The organism is Halomonas sp. AOP22-C1-8 (assembly GCF_052378905.1).
Taxonomy (GTDB): domain Bacteria; phylum Pseudomonadota; class Gammaproteobacteria; order Pseudomonadales; family Halomonadaceae; genus Vreelandella; species Vreelandella citrativorans.
This window is the reverse complement of record NZ_JBQSYD010000002.1, coordinates 50,999-74,084: the sequence shown is the minus strand read 5'-3', so window position 1 is coordinate 74,084 and position 23,086 is coordinate 50,999. Positions and strand designations below refer to the sequence as shown.

18 protein-coding genes, 1 tRNA gene and 1 other RNA gene are annotated in these 23,086 nt (G+C 52.8%); 9 read left to right on the top strand and 11 right to left on the bottom strand.

What is annotated here, in order from left to right:
• Positions 1–159 precede the first annotated feature (159 nt).
• From ACT3TY_RS01510 to ACT3TY_RS01500, 3 genes are read right to left on the bottom strand one after another with little or no spacing between them, the layout of a single operon-like run.
• Positions 160–1,077, bottom strand: coding sequence for a metal ABC transporter permease (locus ACT3TY_RS01510; protein WP_172116766.1), 918 nt, complete (start codon positions 1,075–1,077; stop codon positions 160–162).
• Between the two features lie 23 nt (positions 1,078–1,100).
• Complete coding sequence (locus ACT3TY_RS01505; RefSeq protein ID WP_444627166.1) at positions 1,101–1,928, bottom strand: metal ABC transporter ATP-binding protein; 828 nt, start codon at positions 1,926–1,928, stop codon at positions 1,101–1,103.
• A gap of 6 nt (positions 1,929–1,934) precedes the next feature.
• Complete coding sequence (locus ACT3TY_RS01500; RefSeq protein ID WP_444627165.1) at positions 1,935–2,852, bottom strand: metal ABC transporter solute-binding protein, Zn/Mn family; 918 nt, start codon at positions 2,850–2,852, stop codon at positions 1,935–1,937.
• A gap of 198 nt (positions 2,853–3,050) precedes the next feature.
• Between ACT3TY_RS01500 and mntR the strand changes: the two genes are divergently transcribed.
• Positions 3,051–3,500, top strand: a complete 450-nt coding sequence (mntR, locus tag ACT3TY_RS01495) for a manganese-binding transcriptional regulator MntR (protein ID WP_226911993.1) — start codon at positions 3,051–3,053, stop codon at positions 3,498–3,500.
• Between the two features lie 38 nt (positions 3,501–3,538).
• On the opposite strand, the gene ACT3TY_RS01490 is transcribed toward mntR, so the two are convergent.
• Positions 3,539–3,970 carry a DUF488 domain-containing protein gene (locus tag ACT3TY_RS01490; RefSeq protein ID WP_444627164.1) on the bottom strand — a complete coding sequence of 144 codons (432 nt, stop codon included), beginning with the start codon at positions 3,968–3,970 and terminating at the stop codon, positions 3,539–3,541.
• A 234-nt stretch (positions 3,971–4,204) separates the two neighbouring features.
• Between ACT3TY_RS01490 and ACT3TY_RS01485 the strand changes: the two genes are divergently transcribed.
• From ACT3TY_RS01485 to betC, 3 genes are all read left to right on the top strand, one after another.
• The gene (locus ACT3TY_RS01485) at positions 4,205–4,651 is read left to right on the top strand and encodes an Rrf2 family transcriptional regulator (protein ID WP_193054373.1); all 447 of its coding nucleotides are present in this window, start codon (positions 4,205–4,207) and stop codon (positions 4,649–4,651) included.
• Positions 4,652–4,819: 168 nt separating this feature from the next.
• A complete protein-coding gene (locus ACT3TY_RS01480) occupies positions 4,820–5,563 on the top strand; it encodes a Crp/Fnr family transcriptional regulator (RefSeq protein ID WP_193054374.1) in 744 nt (247 codons plus the stop codon).
• 261 nt (positions 5,564–5,824) lie between these two features.
• Positions 5,825–7,339 (top strand): choline-sulfatase, encoded by a 1,515-nt coding sequence (gene betC / locus ACT3TY_RS01475; protein WP_444627163.1) that lies wholly within the window; start codon positions 5,825–5,827, stop codon positions 7,337–7,339.
• 161 nt (positions 7,340–7,500) lie between these two features.
• Here betC and ACT3TY_RS01470 read toward each other — a convergent pair whose 3' ends face one another.
• From ACT3TY_RS01470 to ACT3TY_RS01455, 4 genes are all read right to left on the bottom strand, one after another.
• Positions 7,501–9,150: a BCCT family transporter gene (locus ACT3TY_RS01470; protein ID WP_444627162.1), complete on the bottom strand. Its 1,650-nt coding sequence runs from the start codon at positions 9,148–9,150 to the stop codon at positions 7,501–7,503.
• An 813-nt stretch (positions 9,151–9,963) separates the two neighbouring features.
• An RNA gene (gene ffs, locus ACT3TY_RS01465) (signal recognition particle sRNA small type) lies at positions 9,964–10,060 on the bottom strand.
• Positions 10,061–10,109: 49 nt separating this feature from the next.
• Positions 10,110–10,186: transfer RNA gene (locus ACT3TY_RS01460), tRNA-Met, on the bottom strand.
• A gap of 91 nt (positions 10,187–10,277) precedes the next feature.
• Entirely contained in the window at positions 10,278–11,210 is a 933-nt protein-coding gene (locus ACT3TY_RS01455; protein WP_444622134.1) for a choline ABC transporter substrate-binding protein, read from the bottom strand.
• Between the two features lie 176 nt (positions 11,211–11,386).
• On the opposite strand from ACT3TY_RS01455, the gene betI reads away from it, so the two are divergent.
• The 5 genes from betI (at position 11,387) to ACT3TY_RS01430 (ending at position 19,816) form a co-directional block, all read left to right on the top strand.
• Positions 11,387–12,001, top strand: a complete 615-nt coding sequence (betI, locus tag ACT3TY_RS01450; RefSeq protein ID WP_444627161.1) for a transcriptional regulator BetI — start codon at positions 11,387–11,389, stop codon at positions 11,999–12,001.
• Positions 12,002–12,020: 19 nt separating this feature from the next.
• A complete protein-coding gene (betB, locus tag ACT3TY_RS01445) occupies positions 12,021–13,490 on the top strand; it encodes a betaine-aldehyde dehydrogenase (RefSeq protein WP_441679330.1) in 1,470 nt (489 codons plus the stop codon).
• 48 nt (positions 13,491–13,538) lie between these two features.
• Positions 13,539–15,212, top strand: a complete 1,674-nt coding sequence (betA, locus tag ACT3TY_RS01440; protein ID WP_441679331.1) for a choline dehydrogenase — start codon at positions 13,539–13,541, stop codon at positions 15,210–15,212.
• 298 nt (positions 15,213–15,510) lie between these two features.
• Complete coding sequence (locus tag ACT3TY_RS01435) at positions 15,511–17,997, top strand: acyl-CoA dehydrogenase (protein WP_444627160.1); 2,487 nt, start codon at positions 15,511–15,513, stop codon at positions 17,995–17,997.
• Between the two features lie 178 nt (positions 17,998–18,175).
• A complete protein-coding gene (locus ACT3TY_RS01430) occupies positions 18,176–19,816 on the top strand; it encodes a glycerol-3-phosphate dehydrogenase/oxidase (protein WP_444627159.1) in 1,641 nt (546 codons plus the stop codon).
• Between the two features lie 136 nt (positions 19,817–19,952).
• On the opposite strand, the gene ACT3TY_RS01425 is transcribed toward ACT3TY_RS01430, so the two are convergent.
• The 3 genes from ACT3TY_RS01425 to ACT3TY_RS01415 all read right to left on the bottom strand — a co-directional run bounded on the left by ACT3TY_RS01425 (position 19,953) and on the right by ACT3TY_RS01415 (position 22,955).
• A complete protein-coding gene (locus ACT3TY_RS01425; RefSeq protein ID WP_172116492.1) occupies positions 19,953–20,177 on the bottom strand; it encodes a hypothetical protein in 225 nt (74 codons plus the stop codon).
• 422 nt (positions 20,178–20,599) lie between these two features.
• Positions 20,600–22,087 (bottom strand): glycerol kinase GlpK, encoded by a 1,488-nt coding sequence (gene glpK / locus ACT3TY_RS01420; protein WP_193054383.1) that lies wholly within the window; start codon positions 22,085–22,087, stop codon positions 20,600–20,602.
• A gap of 109 nt (positions 22,088–22,196) precedes the next feature.
• Positions 22,197–22,955 carry a DeoR/GlpR family transcriptional regulator gene (locus tag ACT3TY_RS01415; RefSeq protein ID WP_087105625.1) on the bottom strand — a complete coding sequence of 253 codons (759 nt, stop codon included), beginning with the start codon at positions 22,953–22,955 and terminating at the stop codon, positions 22,197–22,199.
• Between the last annotated feature and the right edge of the window lie 131 nt (positions 22,956–23,086).

Sequence of the window (23,086 nt, the reverse complement as noted above, 5' to 3'; positions counted from 1 at the left end):
TTACAAAAAGCATCCATCAGTTATTTCTCTGCTGTTGCTAATGTTTTGGCATATAGAGGCATCTCTGTACGTTTGCGAGCCCCGCTAATGGCGTCAATGGCCGTACTGCTTTTTGGCCAACTCATGGCGGACTCGGGTGCTCTGTTCGTAAACGAGCCGTTATCCCATCTTCCAATGACGCCACTGGCGCGGCACGATACCCTGCTTGGGCGAAAAGAGCAGCGCCAAAACAAAGAAAGCGAAAGCCACCAGCACGATTGAGCCACCCGATGCCACGTTAAATACTACCGAAAGCCAAAGCCCAATAACCGCAGACAATATGCCAATAGATACTGAAATCAACAGCATTATCGTGAAGCGGTCTGTCAGCAGATGCGCTGTCGCACCTGGCGTGATTAACATGGCAACGACCAATATGATGCCGACAGTCTCAAGGCTTGCAACAATCGTCAGCGTCAGCAAAAGAATGAGGCCATAGTGAATAATCTGCGTATTAAAGCCCAATGCTTGTGCCTGCTGCGGGTCGAAGGCATAGAGCAACAAGGGCCGATAAGCGAGCCATACCGTTAAAATGGCAATGATGCTGGCAACAAAGGTCAGCATTAATGCTGAGTGTTTAACACCCAGTACATTGCCAAACAGAATGTGCATCAGATGGGTACTGGAAGCCAATTTACTGATAATGACCACACCAAGGGCGAAGGAGGCGGTAAACATCAGCCCCATCGCAGCATCTGCTTTAATTCGTGTGTTCCTTTCAATCGCCCCGATGCCTACCGAGGTCAGCGCCCCGGTAATAAACGCCCCTACAAAGAAGGGCCAGCCAAGCAAATATGCAATGGCTACCCCCGGCAGCACAGCGTGAGAGATTGCATCCCCCAGCAGCGACCAGCGCTTTAGCACGACATAACAGGAAAGCATCCCACAAATAGCGCCTACCAGCACCGAGGTGAGTAGCGCTCTTTGCATAAATGCATACTGAAAAGCGTCAGAAACGCTGTCAGGTAGCAGGTTAACTACCACCATTAACGCTGCGATTAAGCCGTTTACCAGTGCATCGCTAAACGTTTCAATCATTAATATGCTGTCAACCACGTAACTTACCCCTGCCCAGAACTATTGGAAGCCACTGGCATCGTTTGGCGATCATTGGCCGTTTGCTCAATTGAACTCACTGCAAGTTCGGCCAGTTTTGTTTCGCTTAGCATCTCTTCAGGCGTACCGGTACCCCGCACAAAGCGATTAATCAGCACGACGTGGTCCACATAGCGGCGAGCACCGGGCATATCATGTGTGACCATAATCACGGTTTTACCCGCTTCACGCTCGCGACGAAGTACCGACAAGATAAGCTTCTCGCTGGGCGGGTCAACGCCAGCCAGTGGCTCATCTAACAACAAAATGCTGGCCTGCTGCGCTAGCGCGCGTGCTAGCAACACACGTTTTTTTTGACCACCGGAAAGCGCGCCAATAGGTCGGTCAGCCAAGTCGAGCATATTGACTGCCACCAAGGCCTCGTGGACCGCTTCGCTATGCCGAGCGTGATGCCAGCGAGCTGGCAATAGTCGGCGCCATAACGCATCGCTGCGCATGTGTCCGTAGCGCCCGCCCATGACGGTGTCCCATACCGAGACAGGAAAATCCCACTCAATCGCCTCGCGCTGAGCCATATACGCGATACGCCCCGCCCGACGATGCTTTGCTATGGGCTCGTCAAAGGCTTTTACACTGCCTTGCAGCGGCTTCATGCTGCCGGTCAATACATGAAAAAGTGTCGATTTTCCGGCACCGTTAGGTCCGACAATGGCCGTCCATTTCCCAGCGGGAAATGTGAGGTGTATATCTTCCAGCACGGTTTGGCGCTGATAAGCAACGTACAGCCCAGTTACTTCAATGGCTGCCATCGTGCTCGGTAAACTGGTTGTCATGATGTACTACTCAACGGCTAAATACTGGCGCAGCAAATCGGCGTTATGCCTCAACATGGCAAAATAGTCCCCCGCCTCGCCCTCTGGCTGGCTTAACGAATCCACGTATAAAGGGCCTGCTATGGGAATCCCCGTATCTCTGGAAAGGCTACTAACGTAACGATCCGACGTTGTGCTTTCCCAAAAAAGCGCTGCAGGCTGGCGTGCGTTAATCAAGTCAATGATGCGCATTAACTGCTGCGGCGAGCCTTCCGTTTCGGCGTTATTCCCCCAGATACCGTCATGTTCAAAGCCATAAGTATCAGAGAAATACAAAAATGCTGCTTCGCTTGAGAGCAAAACACGACGCTCTTCCGGAATATCGCTTAGCGTCTGTTGAAGCTCCAAGTGAAGGTCTTGAAGTTCTGTCACGACGTTATCGGCACGCGCCTGAATATCCTCTGCCTGCTCTGGCAGAAGGTCTTCCAACTCATTCGCTATCACGTGAACATAGGCCATTGCCGCACGCGGGTCTGTCCACAAATGTGGGTCGACATCGCCCTGCATATCGCCAATCATAATATGTTGGGTTGGGTGTTCAGACGCTTCGGCAACGGCGACCAAGGGCACATCGCCTTGGGTAGTCGCTTCCACCTGGCGCATCCACTGCTCCAGTTGATAGCCGTTATAAAAAACAATATCGGCTTCTTCCAGAGCGGCAAAATTATTGGGTGTTAATTCCCACTCGTGCACCTCTGCATTAACAGGGCTCAGCACTGATACGTTGGCGTCGTCTCCTGCCACGCGGGCCACCAAATCGCCCAATACCGTAAACGTCGCCACAACATTAATCGGCGGCGATAGCGTCTGGGCACTGGCCGTCGTAACGCTGCCCGCCGTCGCAAGCAACAAACTTATCATCAAGCATGTTTTTCGTTGGCTCATGGACGTCCCCCGTTGTAAATTTGGTTTGCGCTAATTACAACTTTAGCTCAACAAAAAAGCATTGTGCAAATAGTTTAGCCTTGGCTAACAATTATTCTACAATATGCGCTACCATGATCCATTAGAGTTTTCCATTCACCTCGATATAGTCTGCCAATGAGTGATAACGATCAGCCGCTTCCCCATAACGCCAAATGTATGAGTAAAAGTTACTGCAATGACGCATTGCCGCCCATTGAAGAGCACACACGGCAATATGAAACCGTGCGCAATGCGCATGAAACCGAGCTAATCGAAGATTACGTTGAGCTGATCGGCGACCTGATTCGCCATCGGGGAGAAGCGCGCGCCGCCGACATCGCCAGCCGCATGGGGGTGAGTCAAGCGACCGTATCCAAGATGATCCGCCGCTTAAATGAGCTGGGACTGGTCACCAGCAAGCCTTACCGCTCCCTGTTTCTAACAGCGGAAGGCCAAAAAATGGCAGAAACATCCCGGGCACGGCACGATATAGTGCTACATTTTTTACGCGCGCTGGGCGTTAATGATCATACCGCACGCATTGATGCTGAAGGCATGGAGCATCATGTCAGCAATGAAACTCTGGCGATTATGCAGCACTTTATTGACGAACAAACAACGCGTTAATCACGACCGATAGCCAGCCCGGTGATTAACATCCCTCGCTACTCACTATCCTGAGAAGTGCTATTTAAGTAACACGGTGAGGACGCTAACTCTTGATCTGCTCGGTCCTCTAAATCCAGCGCGTCCAGCACCGCTTCACGCAGAGTGGGCAAATGTGAATGGTCCAGTTGGCGTGAAGCCGTTAATAACGTCAGCTTACCTTGCCTGGCATAACGCATCAGCGGTAGTAATGCCTCATCAGACTCCTTTAACTCCAAACGGTAGCGGGTCTGAAAGGAAGCCTCACTAATTTTGTCCTGGTGGTAGTCACGCCTTAAAGATGATGAAGGCGCGGCATCGCGATACCACTCCGTTAGCGCCAGCGAAGCACGCTCTTTTCCACGTGGCCATAAACGGTCAACCAGGACGCGTGCTCCCTCGTCGTCTTCAAACGCTGAATAGACGCGCTTAAGCACTATTTCGTAGTTCATATGACCTCCCTGATCCGTTTTTTAACAACACCCCATTCACCCCACCCATGCTATACAGGCTACCAGGCAATTACTCTGCCCCATGTTAACGACATTAACGATGAGCAAAAATGATTAATAGCGCTCATTTTCTATAATCAACACCTTCCTTTTATTATCACGGCCCCTAGCCGAATATTCCCCATCCTTTTTAAACCCCGTACAATGCGGTGTTTGGTCCACACTTGGCAAACCATGCACCTAACCCGCTTCACGGATTACTCTATTCGCGTTTTGATTTACTTGGCAGCCAAGGGAGAAGAGCGCGCAACAATCACGGAAATTGCCGAGACATTCTCGATCTCGCGCAATCACTTGATGAAAATTGTCCAGGAACTACATCAAAAAGAGTACCTCAAAGCCATCCGCGGCAAGCATGGCGGACTTTGGCTAAACCGGGCGCCCGAACACATTCGATTAGGGGCGCTGGTGAGAGATACCGAGCAGGAAATGGCGCTCGTCGAGTGCTTTCGAGACGATAGCGCCTGCGTCATTACCCCCGCATGCCGCTTAAAGCCTATCCTTAACGATGCACTAGACGCCTTTTTGGGCGTTCTGGATCAATATACACTGGCCGATTTGCTGCAGGGCCAACACACCAGCCTAGCGTCACTGATGAAAATACCTGCCACAGAACTTTAATTTTTTTTAAAGTCTCCTTCCGAATAAATAAAATTCAATACGATAAATCGCGTAACCTGGCTATTTCACCTCACGTGGAGCATGCTTGAGACTGGCATTACCAAACCACATAGTGCGCAGGAAATGTTGCATCAGGCTTCATTATTTCTGCAAACCTCGGAGCCAAACATGACCACAGCGCCCTTCTCGCCCAATCACATCATGATCCGCAAATTAGAAAATATTTTCGCGCTTACCAGTGAAGAGAAGCAGGCACTGATGGGGTTACCGATTCACACAAAAGAAATCAAGAGCAATCAAGACATTGTTAAAGTGGGCGATCAGCCAAACCAGTGCTGCTTGATGGTTGAGGGCTTTACCTGCGTCAACAAAGTATCCATTGAAGGCAAGCGCCAGATCATGGCCCTGCATGTTCCTGGCGACATACCCGACCTGCAAAGCCTTCACTTGAGAGTAATAGATATTAATATTGCCTCTATCAGCCCCTGTAAGCTCGGCTTCATTCAGCATAAAGATCTGCACCAACTCTGTGAGCGCTATCCCAGGCTTGTTGCTGCTTTTTGGCGCGAGACACTTGTCTACGCCTCTATTTTCCGTGAATGGCTGTTAAATATTGGACAACGCGAGGCTTACTCCCGCATCGCGCATATTATCTGCGAACTCATGGTGCGCTTAAAGACAGTAGGCTTGACTGAGGGGAACACGTTCTATATGCCAACGACCCAAGCAGAAATAGCAGATGCGACAGGGATGACGCCCGTCCACGTAAACCGCGTTTTTCAGGCACTACGCGCAGATGGCTTGATCATCACCGAAAGAAGCCGGATGACCATACCTGACTGGGACAAGCTGCAGCAAGCTGGCGAGTTCGACCCACTCTACCTTCACCTTAAAAACGATGGAAACACATAGCGCTCAGCCTCCAACCGGCAGGTAGGCCGTATGATTATCACACAGCAGTAGCATTAATATAGGGCACAGTAGAACCAGGTTGATGGCGGTAACAGGCACTATCCACTAAATCGTCGTTTATACCTAAGACCAATGTGAGTTTGGGCTTAGGGGGCAAATAAATCATTGGTTTACTACTTCCCGGCACGTCATTGTAAGGGATTGAAGTCGCGCCTATTGGCAGCTTCGAATATCAACAATACTCGCCAGGGAGATTTCTATATGGCTAGACCTAATGTACTGGTGTTAATGGCCGACCAACTCAACGGTACACTGTTCAAGGATGGCCCCGCCGATTTCTTGCATGCGCCTAACCTCAAGAAACTGGCCAAACGCTCGGTCAATTTCAACAATGCCTATACACCTAGCTATCTTTGCGCACCGGGGCGGGCCGCCTTCATGTCGAGCCAGTTGCCGAGCCGCACCGGGGTATATGACAACGCAGCTGAATTTCCTTCAAGCGTGCCGACATGGGCGCATCATTTGCGTCGCGCAGGTTATTCCACCTGCTTGTCAGGAAAGATGCACTTCGTCGGCCCAGATCAGCTCCACGGTTTCGAGAAACGCTTAACCACCGATGTCTACCCGGCTGATTTCGGCTGGACACCTGACTACACCAAGCCCGGAGAACGTATCGACTGGTGGTACCACAATCTGGGGTCGGTAACAGGCGCTGGCGTTGCTGAAATTTCCAACCAGATGGAATACGACGACGAAGTCGCGTTTCACGCCGAGCAGCGGCTATATGACCTATCGCGCGGTCACGACGAGCGGCCTTGGGCGCTGTGCGTCAGTTTCACTCACCCGCACGACCCCTATGTAGCACGTCGCCAATACTGGGATTTATATAACGACTGCGAGTATCTTGAGCCACAGCAAGGGCCCGTACCCTTCGATGAGCTGGACCCGCACTCCCAACGGATCTTCGAAGCCAACGATTACACCAAGTTCAATATCCAGCCCCAGGACGTGCGCAATGCTCGCCAGGGCTATTTCGCCAACATCTCCTATGTCGACGACAAGATCGGCGGCATTCTAGACGTGCTCGAACGCACCCGCATGCTCGACAACACGATTATCGTGGTCTGTGCCGACCACGGCGATATGCTTGGCGAAAAGGGCCTGTGGTTCAAGATGAGCCCCTATGAAGGCTCGTCGCGGGTACCGCTGATGCTGTCTGCACCGGGGATCGAACCGCGCAATGTTGAGGATCCCGTATCAATCATCGATATCAATACCACCATTGCCGACCTGGTCGGCATCGACCTTTCCTCAATCGTGCCCTATACCGATGGCCAGTCGCTGCTCCCCTTGACCAGAGGCGAGAAGCGCGACGCGCCGGTGTACATGGAATACGCCGCCGAGGCCAGTTATTCGCCGATCGTGACCATCCGCGAGGGCAAGTGGAAATTCAACTATTGCGAGATTGACCCACCGCAGCTATTCGACCTGGAGGCCGACCCGCAGGAGCAGCACAACCTGGCGGTGCATCCCGACTACGCCGAGGTGGTGGCCGACTATCAGGCCAAGGTACACAAGCAGTGGGACATGAAAGCCTTCGATGCCGACGTGCGCGCCTCCCAGGCACAGCGTCTGATCGTCTACGAAGCCCTGCGTAATGGCCACTACTATCCGTGGGACTATCAGCCGCTGCAGGACGCTTGCGAGCGCTACATGCGTAACCATATGGACCTGAACGAAGTCGAAGAAGCCCAGCGCTACCCCCGCGGCGAGTAAGCTCATGGCGACTCACCTCATCTGAGTTGAATCGGATTTTCGGGGGGATTACACAAGCAACGCGGACGCCCGTACCTGTTGGGGTACAGGCGTTTTTCTTTCGTGAGGGACAGTAAAACTCCTCCTTGCCGGACATCGCGCCCGGCAAAGGGGTCAACACGTCACTTTCCGTTGCGCATGCGGCGCAGCTCGCCGTTCAGCGCTCGGATGATGCAGTAGCACATCAGCAGCATCAAGATGGAAAATGGGATAGCCGTCGCCGTGACACCCGCTTGAAGCGCCGACAACCCACCACCGATCAATAACACGATGGCAATCAACCCCTCTACCGTCGCCCAGAACATACGCTGGGGCCGAGGTGCTTCGATCTTGCCGCCGGCGGTGATGGTATCGATCACCAGAGAGCCGGAATCCGATGACGTCACGAAGAAGGTGAGCGCCAGAATGATCCCCAGGCTCGACATCAAACCCGTCAGCGGTAGCTCATTGAGCATGCCGAATAGGGCTAGTTCGGGACGGTAGCTATCGATCACGTACTCCTTGACCAGACTGGCGGCGGGATTGGTATAAAGCTGATCCAGTGCAATGCTGCCGAATACCCCCATCCAGATAAAGATAAAAAGGCTTGGCACGATCAGCACGCAGAGCAGAAATTCACGCACCGTACGCCCCTTGGACACGCGCGCGACAAACATGCCGACAAAAGGCGCCCAGCTGACCCACCACGCCCAGTAAAACACCGACCAGTCTTGACGATAGGCGTCATCTTCACGGCCAAAGGGCGCCGAGAGCGGAATGAGCTCCGTCACATAATGGGTGATTCCCGTCCACATGCCGCTGATCGCCATCAGGGTCGGGCCAGCGAATAGCACAAAGAAGAAGAACATCAAGGCCGCGATCATGTTGATCTCGGAGAGTCGCTTTACGCCCCCCTCCAGGCCACGCCACACCGATACCAGCGCCACCGCAGTGACAAGCGCAATGATGATGACCTGTGTCGTGGTATTGATGGCCATACCGAACACAAAATTCAGTCCCGCGTTGGCCTGCTGCGCGCCCAGGCCCAGTGCCGTGGCCAAGCCGAACAGGGTGGAAAACACCGCCAGGATATCGATCCAGTGCCCCCACCAACCCCATACGCGACCCCCCAGGATAGGAAAGAAGATCGAGCGAATAGAAAACGGCAGTTTCTTGTTATAGCTGAAGATCGCGAGGGCAAGCGCCATCACCGCGTATACGGCCCAGCCGTGCAGTCCCCAGTGCAGAAACGTCCCCGCCAGCCCCATGACCGAGGCTTCGTCAACCGCGGCCATATTTAGCGCACCGTCGGCACCAAAGGGCGAAGGAGTGCCTAAGGGCGAAGACACATTTGCATGATAAACCGGTTCCAGCACGCTGAAGAACAGCAAGGCGATCCCGATACCCGCCGTGAACAACAAAGCGAACCACGACAGGTAGCTGTGTTCCGGCCGAGCATCCGGGCCGCCTAGCCTCACTTTGCCATGGGGAAGCACGATCAGCGCCAGACAGAAGACAATGAAAAAATCCACCAGAATCATGAAGTACCAGTCCAGCGTGCGCGTCGAGAAGCCAACGATAGATTGGAACAGCTTCCCTGCCTGCGCCGGGAACATCAGGGTCAACACAATGAAAATCAACGAGGCGAGTGCGGACAGGACAAAGACGCGGTTATGAATGTCAAAACCGATGGGTCCCATACTTCCCTGGATATTGTCCTGCCCTACAACATAATCCGTCTGCATGTCGTTGTCGTCGTACGTCGACGAGGCCCGTTTATTTAATAAGCCCATACGATGTATCTCCTTATTGTAGTGATTGATTTATCATTGTTCTCGCTTGGGCACTGAAGACTGGCTGCAAAGCGAAATGGCTTGCTGCTCGAAGCGTTGTTATGTAGAAAAACGTCATGCAGGAAAACCCTGGCAATGCCTCTCATGAAGTAATGCACCCAGGCAGCTAGCCTCTGCAGGCGCCATAGGGGGATTCCTCCTCACTCTTATGCTAAGCACCCCTCCCTCTCACCAAGACAACGACTACGCTGGGAATAGTCAGTTCTCCTGAGTGGCGCGCCAGGAGGCTGGCTTATCTCTAACTGGGGTGCTTTCATGGAGAAACCTCTCAGGCAGGGGTTACCAATGCTAAAACAATTCATCTAGTCGTCGTGAGTCCATGCACAATGACGTGCTTGTCGCTAACAGACCAATGATTTATTCGCTACCTGAGCCCAAGCACACATTGGCCTTAGGCATCACCGCTACTGAGTTCTTCAAAGCCTTGGATGGATATAAGAAAATGCATGCCATCGCATAAGATAAAGGCGCTACTCGCTTAGTTGCTTAATCGCCATGTTCCCAGTAGTAATAGCACGCGTGCTGATCACAACCCGTCAAGGAAGACTCAACAATGCGAGTACAGCTTGTTTTAAAACTAGCAAATTTGTAGAGGTTTTTAACACGAGGGTGACGGAGCTTGCGCTAAACATGACAACACCCCATTTCGTAGGATTACTACAAAAACAGGTTATGTCACGATAAGCCGCAAATTATGTCATTTTGGCTGGAATTTATATCACAACAGGCTGGAAACGACAGAAATGGAGGCGGCCCCAAAAGCCACATCCCGGCACACGCAGCCACCACTACCGTTGCTCCCTTCCGGGCCTGGCGGGGTTTGCAGTATAGCGTTGCGGGAGGACCTAAGGGGCCACCATAGCAATACACTTGAATATCCATGTACTGCGGCGCTGATTTGGTGGCTACGCCCTGATTTGAACAGGGGACCCCATCATTATGAGTGATGTGCTCTAACCAGCTGAGCTACGTAGCCTTTCCGACATCAGCGGGTGCAGATTATGCCTATTCTCGAAACAAAAGGCAAGCCGAAAACAGGCTTACCTTTCAATGAGACAATGACAGATTTACAGAGCGGTCTGAACCGCTGGCAGTGCAGGCTCGCCATCCAGGGTCGTCACACCTTCAAGCCACGTGGCTAATAAATCGTCGTGCTCTTTTAAATAACGATTGGCGGCAACGCGAGGGTCGACACCCTCATTCATAATGGCGCCCATTAACTGGTTTTCCATTTCCAGCGTAAACGTCATATTGCCAAGTAGTGTACCCACGTTCGGGCACGCTTCGACAAACCCGGCGCGCGTATTGGTGTGCACCGTGGCGCCACCCAAATCAGGCCCAAAGTAATCATCCGCATCGGATAAGTAGGCCATATCAAAGTTGGTATTCATGGGATGCGGCTCCCACCCCAGAAAGACCATCCACTCTTCATTGGGGACGCGTGTTGTCAACTCTGACAGCATGCCTGCTTCACTGGAATCCACCACCTGCCAATCGCCCAGGTCGTAGGCATTATCATCAATCATTTGCTGGATAAGCTCATTGCCATCGTTACCCGCCTCGATGCCATGCACGCGATGGTTAAATTGATCAGCGTGAGCCGCTAAATCATTCACAGAGGTAACACCTGCATCGTACACGTATTGCGGTACGGCCAGCGTGTATTTGGCGCCTTCTAAATTGACAACTAACCGCTCAACATCGCCACTCTCAATATACGGGTCGCTGATGGACGCCATAGAGGGCATCCAGTTGCCTAGAAAAACATCAAAATCATTGTTACGCATGCCCGCATAGGCAATCGGCACTGACACCGTATCGACGGTTGGCGTGTAGCCTAGCGCCTCCAACACTTCGCTGGCCAACGCCGTCGTCGCGGTAATATCGGTCCAGCCCACTTCGGCAAAACGCACACGCGAACACTCATCGGCTTGGGCCATCATGGGCATAGCAGCCCCCAACACCAATGCGCTTAATCCCACCACCTGGACACGTTTCATTACAACTCCCCTTCTATTTTACGTAAATGGGCATGTTTATTCCTTTAACGCCAAGCGCAGCAACATGCACCAGCGTTTATTGATTGAACGTTCAATAAACAACTACTAAGATATACAGATAATCATGACTAACCGTATGTTTCAAGTTAGGCATTCAACGTCATCAGGAGACAGCTGTGCCAAAGCTGGGAATGGAACCGATACGCCGCCAGCAGTTAATCAACGCCACCATGGCGGCCATTGACGAAGTGGGGTTGGCAGAAGCAACCATTATGCGGATTGCCCGTCACGCGGGCGTCTCTGCAGGCATCATCAGTCACTACTTTGGCGGGAAAGATGGCCTTCTTGAAGCCACTATGCGCCAGATCTTGACTGACCTTAGTGACGCTATTTCTGCGCGGCGCAGGGCGTTGAACGATGACTCACCTAAAGCGCACATCAGCGCGATTATCGAAGGCAACTTCGATCGCACTCAAGTGACCGGCCCTGCGGCTAAAACATGGCTTGCCTTTTGGGCCAGCAGCATGCACAAGCCGATGCTCCAGCGCCTACAGAATGTGAACGATAGACGCCTTTACGCCAATTTATGCTGTCAGTTTCGACGCGTGCTCCCCCACGTTGAGGCACGCAATGCGGCCCGTGGGTTGGCCGCCATGATTGATGGTTTATGGCTACGCGGTGCATTAACACCCGAAGGGCTTGATGCCGACAAAGCCCGCCATCTAGCGCTCCACTATCTTGATCAACTCTTGGCCTATCACCAATATCAACACTCAGCACCCGCTCATTAAGGTTATAAAGGAGATCAACATGTCCGCTCAAGATGTACAGCCTCTCTATATTGATGGTCGTCCGGTCGCTGCCACGTCAGGTACTACTTTTACCGTTACTAACCCATTTGATGGCAGCCTGCTTGCGACACTTGGCCAAGCAAGCCAACAGGACGTTGACGCAGCCGTTGAAGCGGCCCAGCGTGGCCAGCGCGAGTGGGCTGCCATGACCGGCATGGAGCGCGCCCGTATTATGCAGCGCGCGGTTGCGTTGCTGCGTGAGCGCAATGACGAGCTGGCAGCGCTCGAGACCCGCAACACCGGTAAGCCGATTAGCGAAACAGCAAGTGTCGACATCGTGACGGGCGCTGATGCGATTGAGTACTTCGCAGGGCTGGCCCCCGCTATTCAAGGTAGCCAAATTCCACTGCGCGAAAGCTCCTTTGTGTATACCCGCCGCGAGCCGCTGGGCGTCATTGGCGCCATCGGCGCGTGGAACTACCCCCTTCAAATCGCCTGCTGGAAAGCCGCGCCAGCGCTGGCGGCAGGTAATGCCGTTGTCTTTAAACCCAGTGAAGTGACACCGCTGAGCGCAATTAAACTGGCTGAGATATTTACCGAAGCTGGCCTGCCAGACGGTGTTTTCAACGTGGTGCAAGGCGATGGCGACGTAGGCGCGATGCTGACGGCACACCCGAGCATTGCCAAAGTGTCGTTTACCGGTGAAGCAGGTACCGGCAAAAAAGTGATGGCCGCAGCCGCTAGCTCATCGCTTAAAGACGTTACGATGGAACTGGGTGGAAAGTCACCGCTGATCATCTTTGCCGATGCGGACCTGGACCGCGCCGCCGATGCGGCCATGATGGCCAATTTCTACTCCAGTGGCCAAGTTTGCACCAACGGTACGCGGGTGTTTATCGAACGCAGTGTGAAAGACGCATTTGAAGCCAAGCTGGTGGAGCGTGTTAAGCGCATCAAAGCAGGCGACCCTATGGACCCTAGCGTTAATTTTGGTCCTCTGGTCAGTTTTGAGCACCAGGCAAAGGTGCTTTCCTATATTGCCTTGGGTAAACAGCAAGGCGCCCGCCTGCTGGTGGGGGGTGATGAGTGGAAAAGCGGCGACTGGGCCAACGGCGCTTGGGCAGCACCTACCGTATTTACCGATTGCACAGATGATATGCGCATTGTGCAGGAAGAAATTTTCGGCCCAGTGATGTCGGTGCTGGCCTTTGATGATGAAGCTGACGTCATTCGTCGCGCCAACGACACCCGGTATGGCTTGGCAGCCGGTGTATTTAGCGAAAGCTTAAACCGGGCGCATCGCGTTATTCATCAGTTGGAAGCGGGTATTTGCTGGATGAATACGTGGGGTGAATCACCTTCTGAAATGCCGGTTGGCGGTTATAAAGAGTCGGGCATTGGCCGTGAAAATGGTATCGATACGCTTAACCACTATACCCAAACCAAGTCGGTACAAATCGAGATGGGCCCCTTTGAGTCGGTGTTTTAAAGCGAAACAGCAAACACGCCAGCTATTCTACTCTCTCAAGGTGTAACTATGCCGCAACCGCATGAATTTGATTACATTATTATCGGCGCGGGCTCAGCGGGAAGCGTGCTGGCTATGCGTTTAACGGAAGACAGCGACGTCCGCGTTCTCTTGTTAGAGGCCGGCGGGCCGGACTACCGGCTTGATTTTCGTACCCAAATGCCAGCAGCCCTCGCCTTTCCACTTCAGGGAAAGCGTTACAACTGGGCATTTGAAACGGACCCGGAACCACATATGGATGGCCGTCGCATGGAGTGCGGGCGCGGGAAAGGGTTGGGCGGCTCTTCGTTGATTAACGGCATGTGCTATATCCGCGGTAATGCACTGGATTACGATAACTGGGCTCAACAGCCAGGCTTGGAAGATTGGGATTACTTAAGCTGCCTACCCTACTTTAAAAAGTCAGAAACCCGCGACACCGGGGCCAACGACTACCACGGTGGCAGCGGCCCGGTCAGCATCACTACTCCCAAAAACGGTAACAACCCGCTGTATCGCATCTTTATTGAAGCAGGCAAACAGGCAGGTTACCCGGAAACAGACGATGTTAACGGCTATCAGCAAGAAGGCTTTGGCCCCATGGACCGGTTCGTTACGCCCAAGGGGCGACGCGCCTCTACCGCCCGGGGTTACCTGGACACCGCCAAACAGCGCACCAACCTGACCATAGAAACCCACGCCGTTACCGACATCATTGAGTTTGACGGCAAGCGCGCTGTAGGTGTGCGCTACGAGCGCAAAGGGCAACAGCAGACCGCCCGCGCCAAGCGGGAAGTGCTGCTGTGTGGTGGTGCTATTGCGTCACCTCAAATTTTGCAGCGCTCGGGCATCGGCTATCCTGAAGTGCTCGAGCCGCTAGGCATCAAGCCCGTTCATGCCCTGCCGGGTGTCGGCGAAAACCTGCAAGACCACTTAGAGATGTACATTCAGTACGCATGTAAAGAACCCATCTCGCTCTACCCCGCTCTAAAATGGTACAACCAGCCCATGATAGGCGCTGAGTGGCTACTCAAGGGTACGGGCATTGGCGCCAGCAACCAGTTTGAAGCGTGTGCGTTTATTCGCAGCCGTGATGAGGAAGAGTGGCCCAACCTGCAGTATCACTTTTTACCCATCGCGATTAGCTATAATGGCAAAAGCGCGGTTCAAGCGCATGGCTTTCAAGCGCACGTGGGCTCGATGCGCTCCAAAAGCCGAGGCCGCATTCGGCTAGCCTCAAAAGACCCGCACGCGGCACCCAGTATTTTGTTCAACTACATGTCGCATGAAAAAGACTGGGAAGAGTTCCGTGATGCCATTCGCTTAACGCGCAACATTATCGAACAACCCGCATTCGATAAGTACCGAGGCCGTGAGATTTCCCCAGGGCCTGATGTACAAAGCGATGAAGCGCTGGATCAGTTTATTAAGGCAAACGCGGAAACGGCGTATCACCCCTGTGGCAGTTGCCGTATGGGAGACGATTCGCTGGCCGTGACAGATGGCCAAGGCCGCGTTCATGGCGTAGAAGGCTTAAGGGTGGTTGACGCCTCACTGTTTCCCCTAATTCCTACCGGCAACCTGAATGCGCCAACCATCATGCTGGCCGAAAAGATTGCCGACCACATCCGTGGACACGAACCGCTGCCTCGCGCGCAAGTTACCTATTTTGTAGCTAACGGCGCGCCTGCCCAACATGGGTGAATGACGTTTTCACACGTGAATCCCCGTTCATCCAAGCGCCACGGCTAACTGCCGTGGCTTTTTTTTACTAAGCTACTATTAATAAGCAGGATAAAAAGACGTAACGACTTGCGCGGGATAGCGTACGTCTGCCAATATTCAAACATCTGTTCGAATGCCTATGGCTTGCGTTCTAATCATCACTTCAAGCGTTACACACGACGGCAAGGCTGCATCGGTGGATCAGACATCAACGTTCTGAGCCAAGCGCAATGCAGACCAGAACTGGACAGTGCCTAATAATACATGGAGACGTTCTATGCTCACCCTACTACTGATTATCCTGGCCGTGGTTGGCCTGCTGATTGTTATGCGCCGCGAAGCAGGCGCCCCAGCAGCCCTGACACTGTTGGGTATATTAGGGCTTGTTGGCCTACTCTTTGACGCCGCCGTTATAGGCGTATTGCTGCTAATCGCTGCTCTGGTCGTTGCTGTGACGGGCCTTGAAGCAGTGCGCAAACAGTGGCTGACACCGCGGATTTTTAAAATTTTCAAAAAGGTCGCGCCAAAGGTCTCCGCCACCGAGCGCACGGCGCTAGAAGCCGGTAGCGTTTCCTGGGACGGGGAGCTTTTCTCCGGTAAGCCACAGTGGAATAAGCTGCTGGCTTACAAGGATGAAGGCCTGCGCGAAGATGAACAGGCTTTTCTCGATATCCAGTGCGCTAAAGCGGCTGGCATGTGTAACGCATGGGACATTGCTCAAGAGCGTGCCGACCTGCCCCAGCAGTTATGGGACTACCTGAAAAAAGAAGGCTTCTTTGGAATGATTATTCCCAAGGAGTACGGTGGCCTAGGGTTCTCAGCAAAAGCCCAGTCCATGGCACTGCAAAAACTCTCCGCTAACGAAACGTTAATGGTGACCGTTGGGGTGCCCAACTCCCTCGGCCCGGGCGAGCTGCTGCTTAAATACGGTACTGAGGAACAGAAAGACCACTACCTGCCCCGTTTGGCCGATGGCCGCGAAATCCCCTGCTTCGGCCTAACAGGCCCGCGGGCGGGCTCTGACGCAACGTCATTGCCTGATACCGGCGTAGTGTGTAAAGAGATTATTAATGGAAAAGAGACGCTAGGCCTGCGCCTGACGTTTGAAAAACGCTGGATCACGCTGGCTCCCATTGCCACGGTTGTAGGTTTAGCCTTCCGTTTATTCGACCCTGAAAAGCTGTTGGGCGACGAAGAAGACCGGGGCATTACCTTAGCGCTCATTCCTCGCGACACGAAAGGCATGGACATTGGCCGCCGCCATCACCCCATCGGCAGCCCGTTTATGAACGGCCCGATTAAAGGTGTGGATGTCTTTGTCCCGCTGGATACCATCATCGGTGGGCAGGAGATGATTGGCCAAGGCTGGCGCATGCTGGTTGAGTGCCTATCGATTGGTCGTTGTATCACGCTGCCCTCCGGCGCGACCGGCACCGCCCGCTACGCACTGGGCTGGAGCGGTGGCTTTACGCGTGTTCGTCGTCAGTTCAACGTGCCTGTCGCCGAAATGGAAGGCGTTCAAGAACCGCTGGCACGTATGGCAGCGATAGCTTATATCTCCCAGGCAACCGTTTATCAAACGGCTAACCTGATTGATCATGGTGAGAAACCGGCGGTTCCTTCAGCGATTTTGAAGAGCCAACTGACCGAGTTTCAGCGTGATTTGTTAAGCGATGCGATGGATGTGCATGGCGGTAAAGCGGTCACATTGGGCCCACGCAACTATTTAGGTATTGGCTATAGCGCCAACCCGGTTGCGATTACCGTTGAAGGTGCCAACATCATGACGCGTAACCTGATGATCTTTGGTCAAGGGGCGATCCGCTGTCACCCCTACGTGCTGGAAGAGCTGGCCGCCAAGGATGCCAACGACATCAACGCGTTTGATAAAGCCTTCTTCAGCCATGCGGGCCTGATTTTTGGTAACGCCGCACGTGCGTTCACCATGGGGCTAGGGTTTGGTAAAGAACGCGTGCCATTTGACGGGCCAGCCGCGGCTTATGCGCAAGATATTGCCCGCCTCTCGGCAGGCTTTGGGCTATGTGCGGATGCCGCCATGGCAAGCCTGGGGTCCGCGCTGAAAAAACGCGAAATGCTCTCTGCCCGTTTGGGCGATGTGCTCTCTAACCTGTATCTCGCATCCATGGTGCTCAAACAGTGGCAAGCAGGTGACAAAGTGGAAGGCGAAGACGCCCTGCTTCACTACAGCTGCCGCTTCCTGCTGCATCGTGCAGAGCAAGCCTTTGTGGAGATTTTCGACAATTTGCCTAATCGGGCACTCGGCCGTGTGCTTAACGCCGTGGTAATGCCAACCGGCCGTCGTTGGGATAAACCCCATGACGATTTGGCACGCGACATTGCTAAACGGGTTTCCACCCACACTGCGTTGCGTACCAAACTGCTTTCCAACACCTGGGATACCGACGACGGCGAACAGCCCAACCCATTGGCGCGCTACAACGCACTACTGGTTGATTATGACCGTGCTGAAGCCATTTATCGCACGGTTAACAAAGCCTACGCCAAAGGTGAGCTGCCCCAAACGGCCCTTCACCCTGAAGCTCGGGTTGAGGTAGCGTTTGAGAAAGGCCTGATTAGTGAAGAAGAAACGATCTTTATGCGCGAATTCGAAAAGAACGTGCTGGAGATGCTAACGGTCGATGACTTTGCCTACGATGCGTTCGCAAAGAATAAAGGCACGCTCATTAACCATAATGCTACGCAGGCAGCGCCAATTAATCCTGAGGAAGCCCACGTCGAATAACACATCCTGGAAACAGGATTGCCATAAGCCGGCTCCACAATGGAGCCGGTTTTTTTATAGGCGCCCAATGTTCGTTTTCAAACTTGAAAGATCGCAAACGATCACATATTCTTCATAAATGAAAATAACTGTGTTTTGCTTTGGTTATCAAACCTAATTTCCCATTAATGAGGCTATCATGACCCTGCGTGAACAAAACGTTAGTCAATTGACAAGTACCACCTTTGACGCGCTGGTAATTGGTGGCGGTATTAATGGCGCGGCCAGCGCGGCGGCACTGGCAGGCAAAGGTGCCAAAGTCGCCTTGATTGATCGTGGCGACTTTGCAGGCAGCACCAGCATGCACTCCTCCAACCTGGTGTGGGGGGGCATCAAGTATATGGAAAGCAATGACTTTGGCCTGGTGCGTAAACTCTGTAAAAGCCGCAATCATCTGATCAAGAGTTACCCTTCCACGGTTGAGGAAATACGTTTTCTCACCACGATTACCAAAGGGTTTCGCCACTCCCCTCGCTATCTTTGGGCAGGCACCTGGCTTTACTGGTTAATGGGTAATGGTTTTACCAAAACGCCCCGCCTGCTTTCGCCAAAAAATATCAAGCAAGAAGAGTCGATCATTAATGTCGATACATCGGTGGGCGGCTTTGAGTATTCGGATGCCTACCTGCACGACAATGATGCCCGGTTTGTGTTTAATTTTATCCGCCACGCGCTCGATTTCGGTGCGACAGCCGCCAACTATGTGGAGTCGCTGGGTGCTGAGCGCAAAGATGGTGTCTGGGTAACGAAAGCCCGCAACACCATGGATGGCAGCACGTTTGAGATACGAGCCAAGGTATTGATTAACGCGGCTGGCCCGTGGGTAGATCATCACAACAAGCTGACCAACCAGCAGACATCGCACCAGCACCTTTACTCAAAGGGCATCCACTTAATCGTGCCGCAGTTAACAGAGTCAAAGCGTGTACTGGCGTTTTTTGCTGATGATGGGCGGCTTTTCTTTGTTATCCCCATGGGCAACCGTACCTGTATCGGCACTACCGATACGCACATGGACCACCCTAATGCGGTGGTGACCGATGAAGACGTAAGCTTCGTGCTGGAGAACATTAACAAGCGCTTAACGCTTGAGAAGCCCCTGACACCTGACGATATTATTTCAACACGCTGTGGCGTGCGCCCCTTGGCCGTCGAGGCCAACCAAGGCAGTGACCGTGACTTCCTGCAGCTTTCACGCAAGCACATTATTGATACACATGACGATACGGCACATATCAGTATCTTTGGTGGCAAGCTCACCGACTGTTTAAACGTCGGTGATGAAATTGCGGATGCGGTAACCCAGCTAGGCGTGACGTTAACCAACCCCAGGTTCCAGTGGTACGGCGAACCTGCTGATTCTGTTAAGCAGCAATTTATGGCTCAGGCCGAGCGTATCGGCCTTGATGCGATGACGCCCAGCACCTCTTCAGAGCTACTGACAAAACGCCTGTGGCGCCGCTACGCGGATAAAGCGTTTGCGATGCTTGAGAAAATCGAAGCAGACCATGACCAGGCCGCCTTGCTTATTGAAGGTACCGAATATATTCGCGTTGAGCTTGAACACGCCCGCGATTATGAAATGATCACTGAACTGGAAGATTTCCTGCGCCGCCGGGCCAAAATATCGCTTGTGGTGCGTCATGAGCAGCTACGCCACTCTGAAGGGCTTAAAGAGGCTTGCCGGATGCTTTTCGGTGACCAGGCCGATGAACGATTTAATGCCTACTTCGAAAATAATTCTGGCGAGGCGATTCAACAAGCAATGGCAGACGCCTAGTGCTTGCTAAAAGCACATAACCAAACGGACATAATCAAACGGACATAACCCAATTATCGTGCTAAAAAAGCTCCCTTAAAATTTTTAAGGGAGCTTTGTGTACATCCACCACCAAGGCTTCTAAGCGTTTAACGCCTTACTCCTCGTTGGCAACCTGTAGCTGCGAGTCGCCTGCCAACACTTCATCCCAGGCTTCATCCAGCGTACAGCCAGACCGACTATCGAGCGTATCGATCACTTCCACGGCACATTGAAGCGATCTCGGGCTATCTTTAAGCGCAAGTACCAGTTTAGCCAGGTCCTGCTTGCTAAATGTACTGGCAATCTGGTTAGCTTGTTGGCTTAGTTCAATACAGTTCATATTCAGTACCTCATGGTATGGTCATCCGTTGCCGGTCTCACAAAGGGCTTTCGTTGGCAAAGCCAGCCGCCCTATACGTATGGTGGCATTGCTACTCATGCCAGGTCGGATAAGCACCTGGTTCGGTGACTGCGAACGGTCAAAAAAACAGATAAAATCTTCGCTCTTTAGCGCCTGCTGTATGCACGCACAAAGGTTATATGGCAAGGTATAGTGCGATGTGTCGGGGTAACGAGGCATCACTCCATCCCATGCCCTGACTATGGTTCATGAACGATCAGCCAACAATGCATCATTGGACGCACGCCCCGTTGTAGCTTGACTACATTGGCCGCCGCCCAGGGTTAAACGTGTTAAAAGCTTACAACAAGAAGAGAATCAAGAAGTGCACGCAGCCACCTTACGATGGCTACGTGATGGCCTTATTCGCCGGAACGTACGCGCGACACGGCATCCAGCCAGCCTTGGTACAGCTGCTCGCGAGACGCATCCTCCATGGTCGGCATAAAGCTCTTTTCACAGTCCCAGAGCTGTTCAATTTCTTCCAAAGAGTCATACCAGCCTAAGCGTAAGCCTGCCAGGTACGCTGCTCCCAGTGCAGTAGTTTCTAAAATAGTGGGACGATCCACCTCAACATCCAGCATGTCGGACAAAAACTGCATCAGCCAGCTGTTCTTAACCATGCCGCCATCCACGCGTAGTTTGCTTGGTGTGGCGTCCATATCGTCGTTCATGCAGTGCTGTAAATCGCGAGTTTGATAACAGACTGCCTGCAAGCCTGCCGCAACGATTTCTGCAATACCGGTGTCCCGTGTCAGGCCAAAGATTGCTCCCCGCGCTTTAGGGTCCCAGTGCGGCGCCCCAAGCCCCGTAAAGGCAGGTACCAAATAGACGCTATGGCCCAGCCGGGTCTCCTTGGCAAGCGCCTCGGTTTCAGCCGCATCCGCAAACAGGTTCAAGCCATCCCGCAGCCACTGTACGGTTGCGCCTGCGACAAAAATACTGCCTTCCAGCGCATAGGTAGGCTTACCGTTAAGCCGATAGCCGATGGTGGTCAACAAGCGATTACGCGAAAGCGCGGGCGTGTCACCGGTGTTTACAATCATAAAGCAGCCGGTGCCGTAGGTGCTTTTACCCATACCTGGCGTAAAGCATGCCTGCCCTACTAGCGCTGCCTGCTGATCGCCCGCCACACCGGCAATCGGTAGCTCAGCCCCTAACCACTCTGCCTCCATCATGCCAAAATCATCGCTGGAGTCTTTCACACTGGGCAGCAGGTTGGCGGGTATGTTGAACAGCGCCAGCAAATCCTCATCCCATTGCTGGGTGTGTATGTTAAAGAGCGCCGTGCGCGAGGCATTGGTGGCATCGGTGACATGCTGCTTACCGTTTGTCAGCCGCCAAATCAGAAAGCTATCTACGGTGCCAAATGCCAGCTCGCCACGCTCAGCGCGTTCACGAGCCCCCTCCACGTTCTCAAGCAACCACGCCAGTTTCGTCGCCGAAAAGTAGGGATCAATTAACAGGCCGGTTTTTGCTTGAACGCTATCGGTATGCCCAGCTTCACGCAGCGTTTGGCAGGTATCAGACGTTCGCCGATCCTGCCATACAATCGCGTTATAAAGTGGCTTACCTGTTGCGCGGTCCCACAGCAGCGTGGTTTCGCGCTGATTGGTAATACCCACACCCGCCACTTGACCCGCAGAAACACTGGCCTTCACCAGCACTTCTTTGCAGGTCGCAACTACTGATTCCCAAATATCTTCAGGATCATGCTCAATCCAGCCATCACGGGGAAAGTGCTGGGTAAACTCTTGCTGGGCAACGGCCGCAATTTCCCCTTGTCGGTTAAACAAGATGGCACGGGAGCTGGTGGTACCTTGATCAATAGAAAGTAGATAACGGGACATTAGATGTTCGCTTTGAGGTGAATATTTTCGCTTTATTATGAATAAGGCTACGCTAAGCCTTATTGATGCTCAAGTACGAAAATACCTCTACAAAGCAGCCTTGGCCCGTTTAGGCGATATAGAGCGCCACATCATATTGGGTTAGCAACTGCTGGATAGACTCGGGAGGCTTACGGTCAGTGAACAACGCATCCAGCTGGGAAAGATTCCCTTGGCGTACCACAGGGTTGCGATGGAATTTGGAGTAATCCGCGGCTAGATACACGCGTCGCGAATTAGCAATGATCGCTTGGGCCACACGTACTTCCTGGTAATCGAACTCCAGCAAAGAGCCATCTTCATCAATACCGCTGATACCAATAATGCCGTAGTCGACCTTAAACTGATTAATAAAGTCGATGGTGGCTTCACCGATGATGCCGCCATCCCGGGAGCGCACTTGGCCACCCGCAATGATGACGTTAAAGTCTTCTTTATGCTGCAAAATAGCGGCAACGTTCAGGTTGTTGGTGATCACTTCCAACCCTTGATGCTCCAGCAATGCCTGGGCAATGATTTCATTGCTGGTACCAATATTGATAAACAGCGATGAGTGATTAGGAATATGCTGCGCCAGACAATGAGCAATACGCTCTTTCTCTTCAAGATGGAGTGTTTTACGTGTGCTGTAGGCCGTATTAACGGTGCTTGACTCAATTCCCACGCCACCATGCACCCGCCTCACTCGGCCCTCATTCGCCAACGTATTGAGATCGCGCCGAATCGTTTGAGGCGTTACTGCGAAATGATCAGTCAGTTGCTCAATGCTCATATAACCGTGCTGACGAACCAGCTCGACAATCGCATCCTGACGGTATTGTTGATTCATAGGCTTAGCCTGTTCACTTTTATTTATCGCCAAGCGTAATAGGGTAACAAAATCTGATAGCCCTGATCCACACGACGAAGCTCAACAAAGCTCGGTGGCCCACAGGGAGCCACCGAGCACTATCTTTTGCT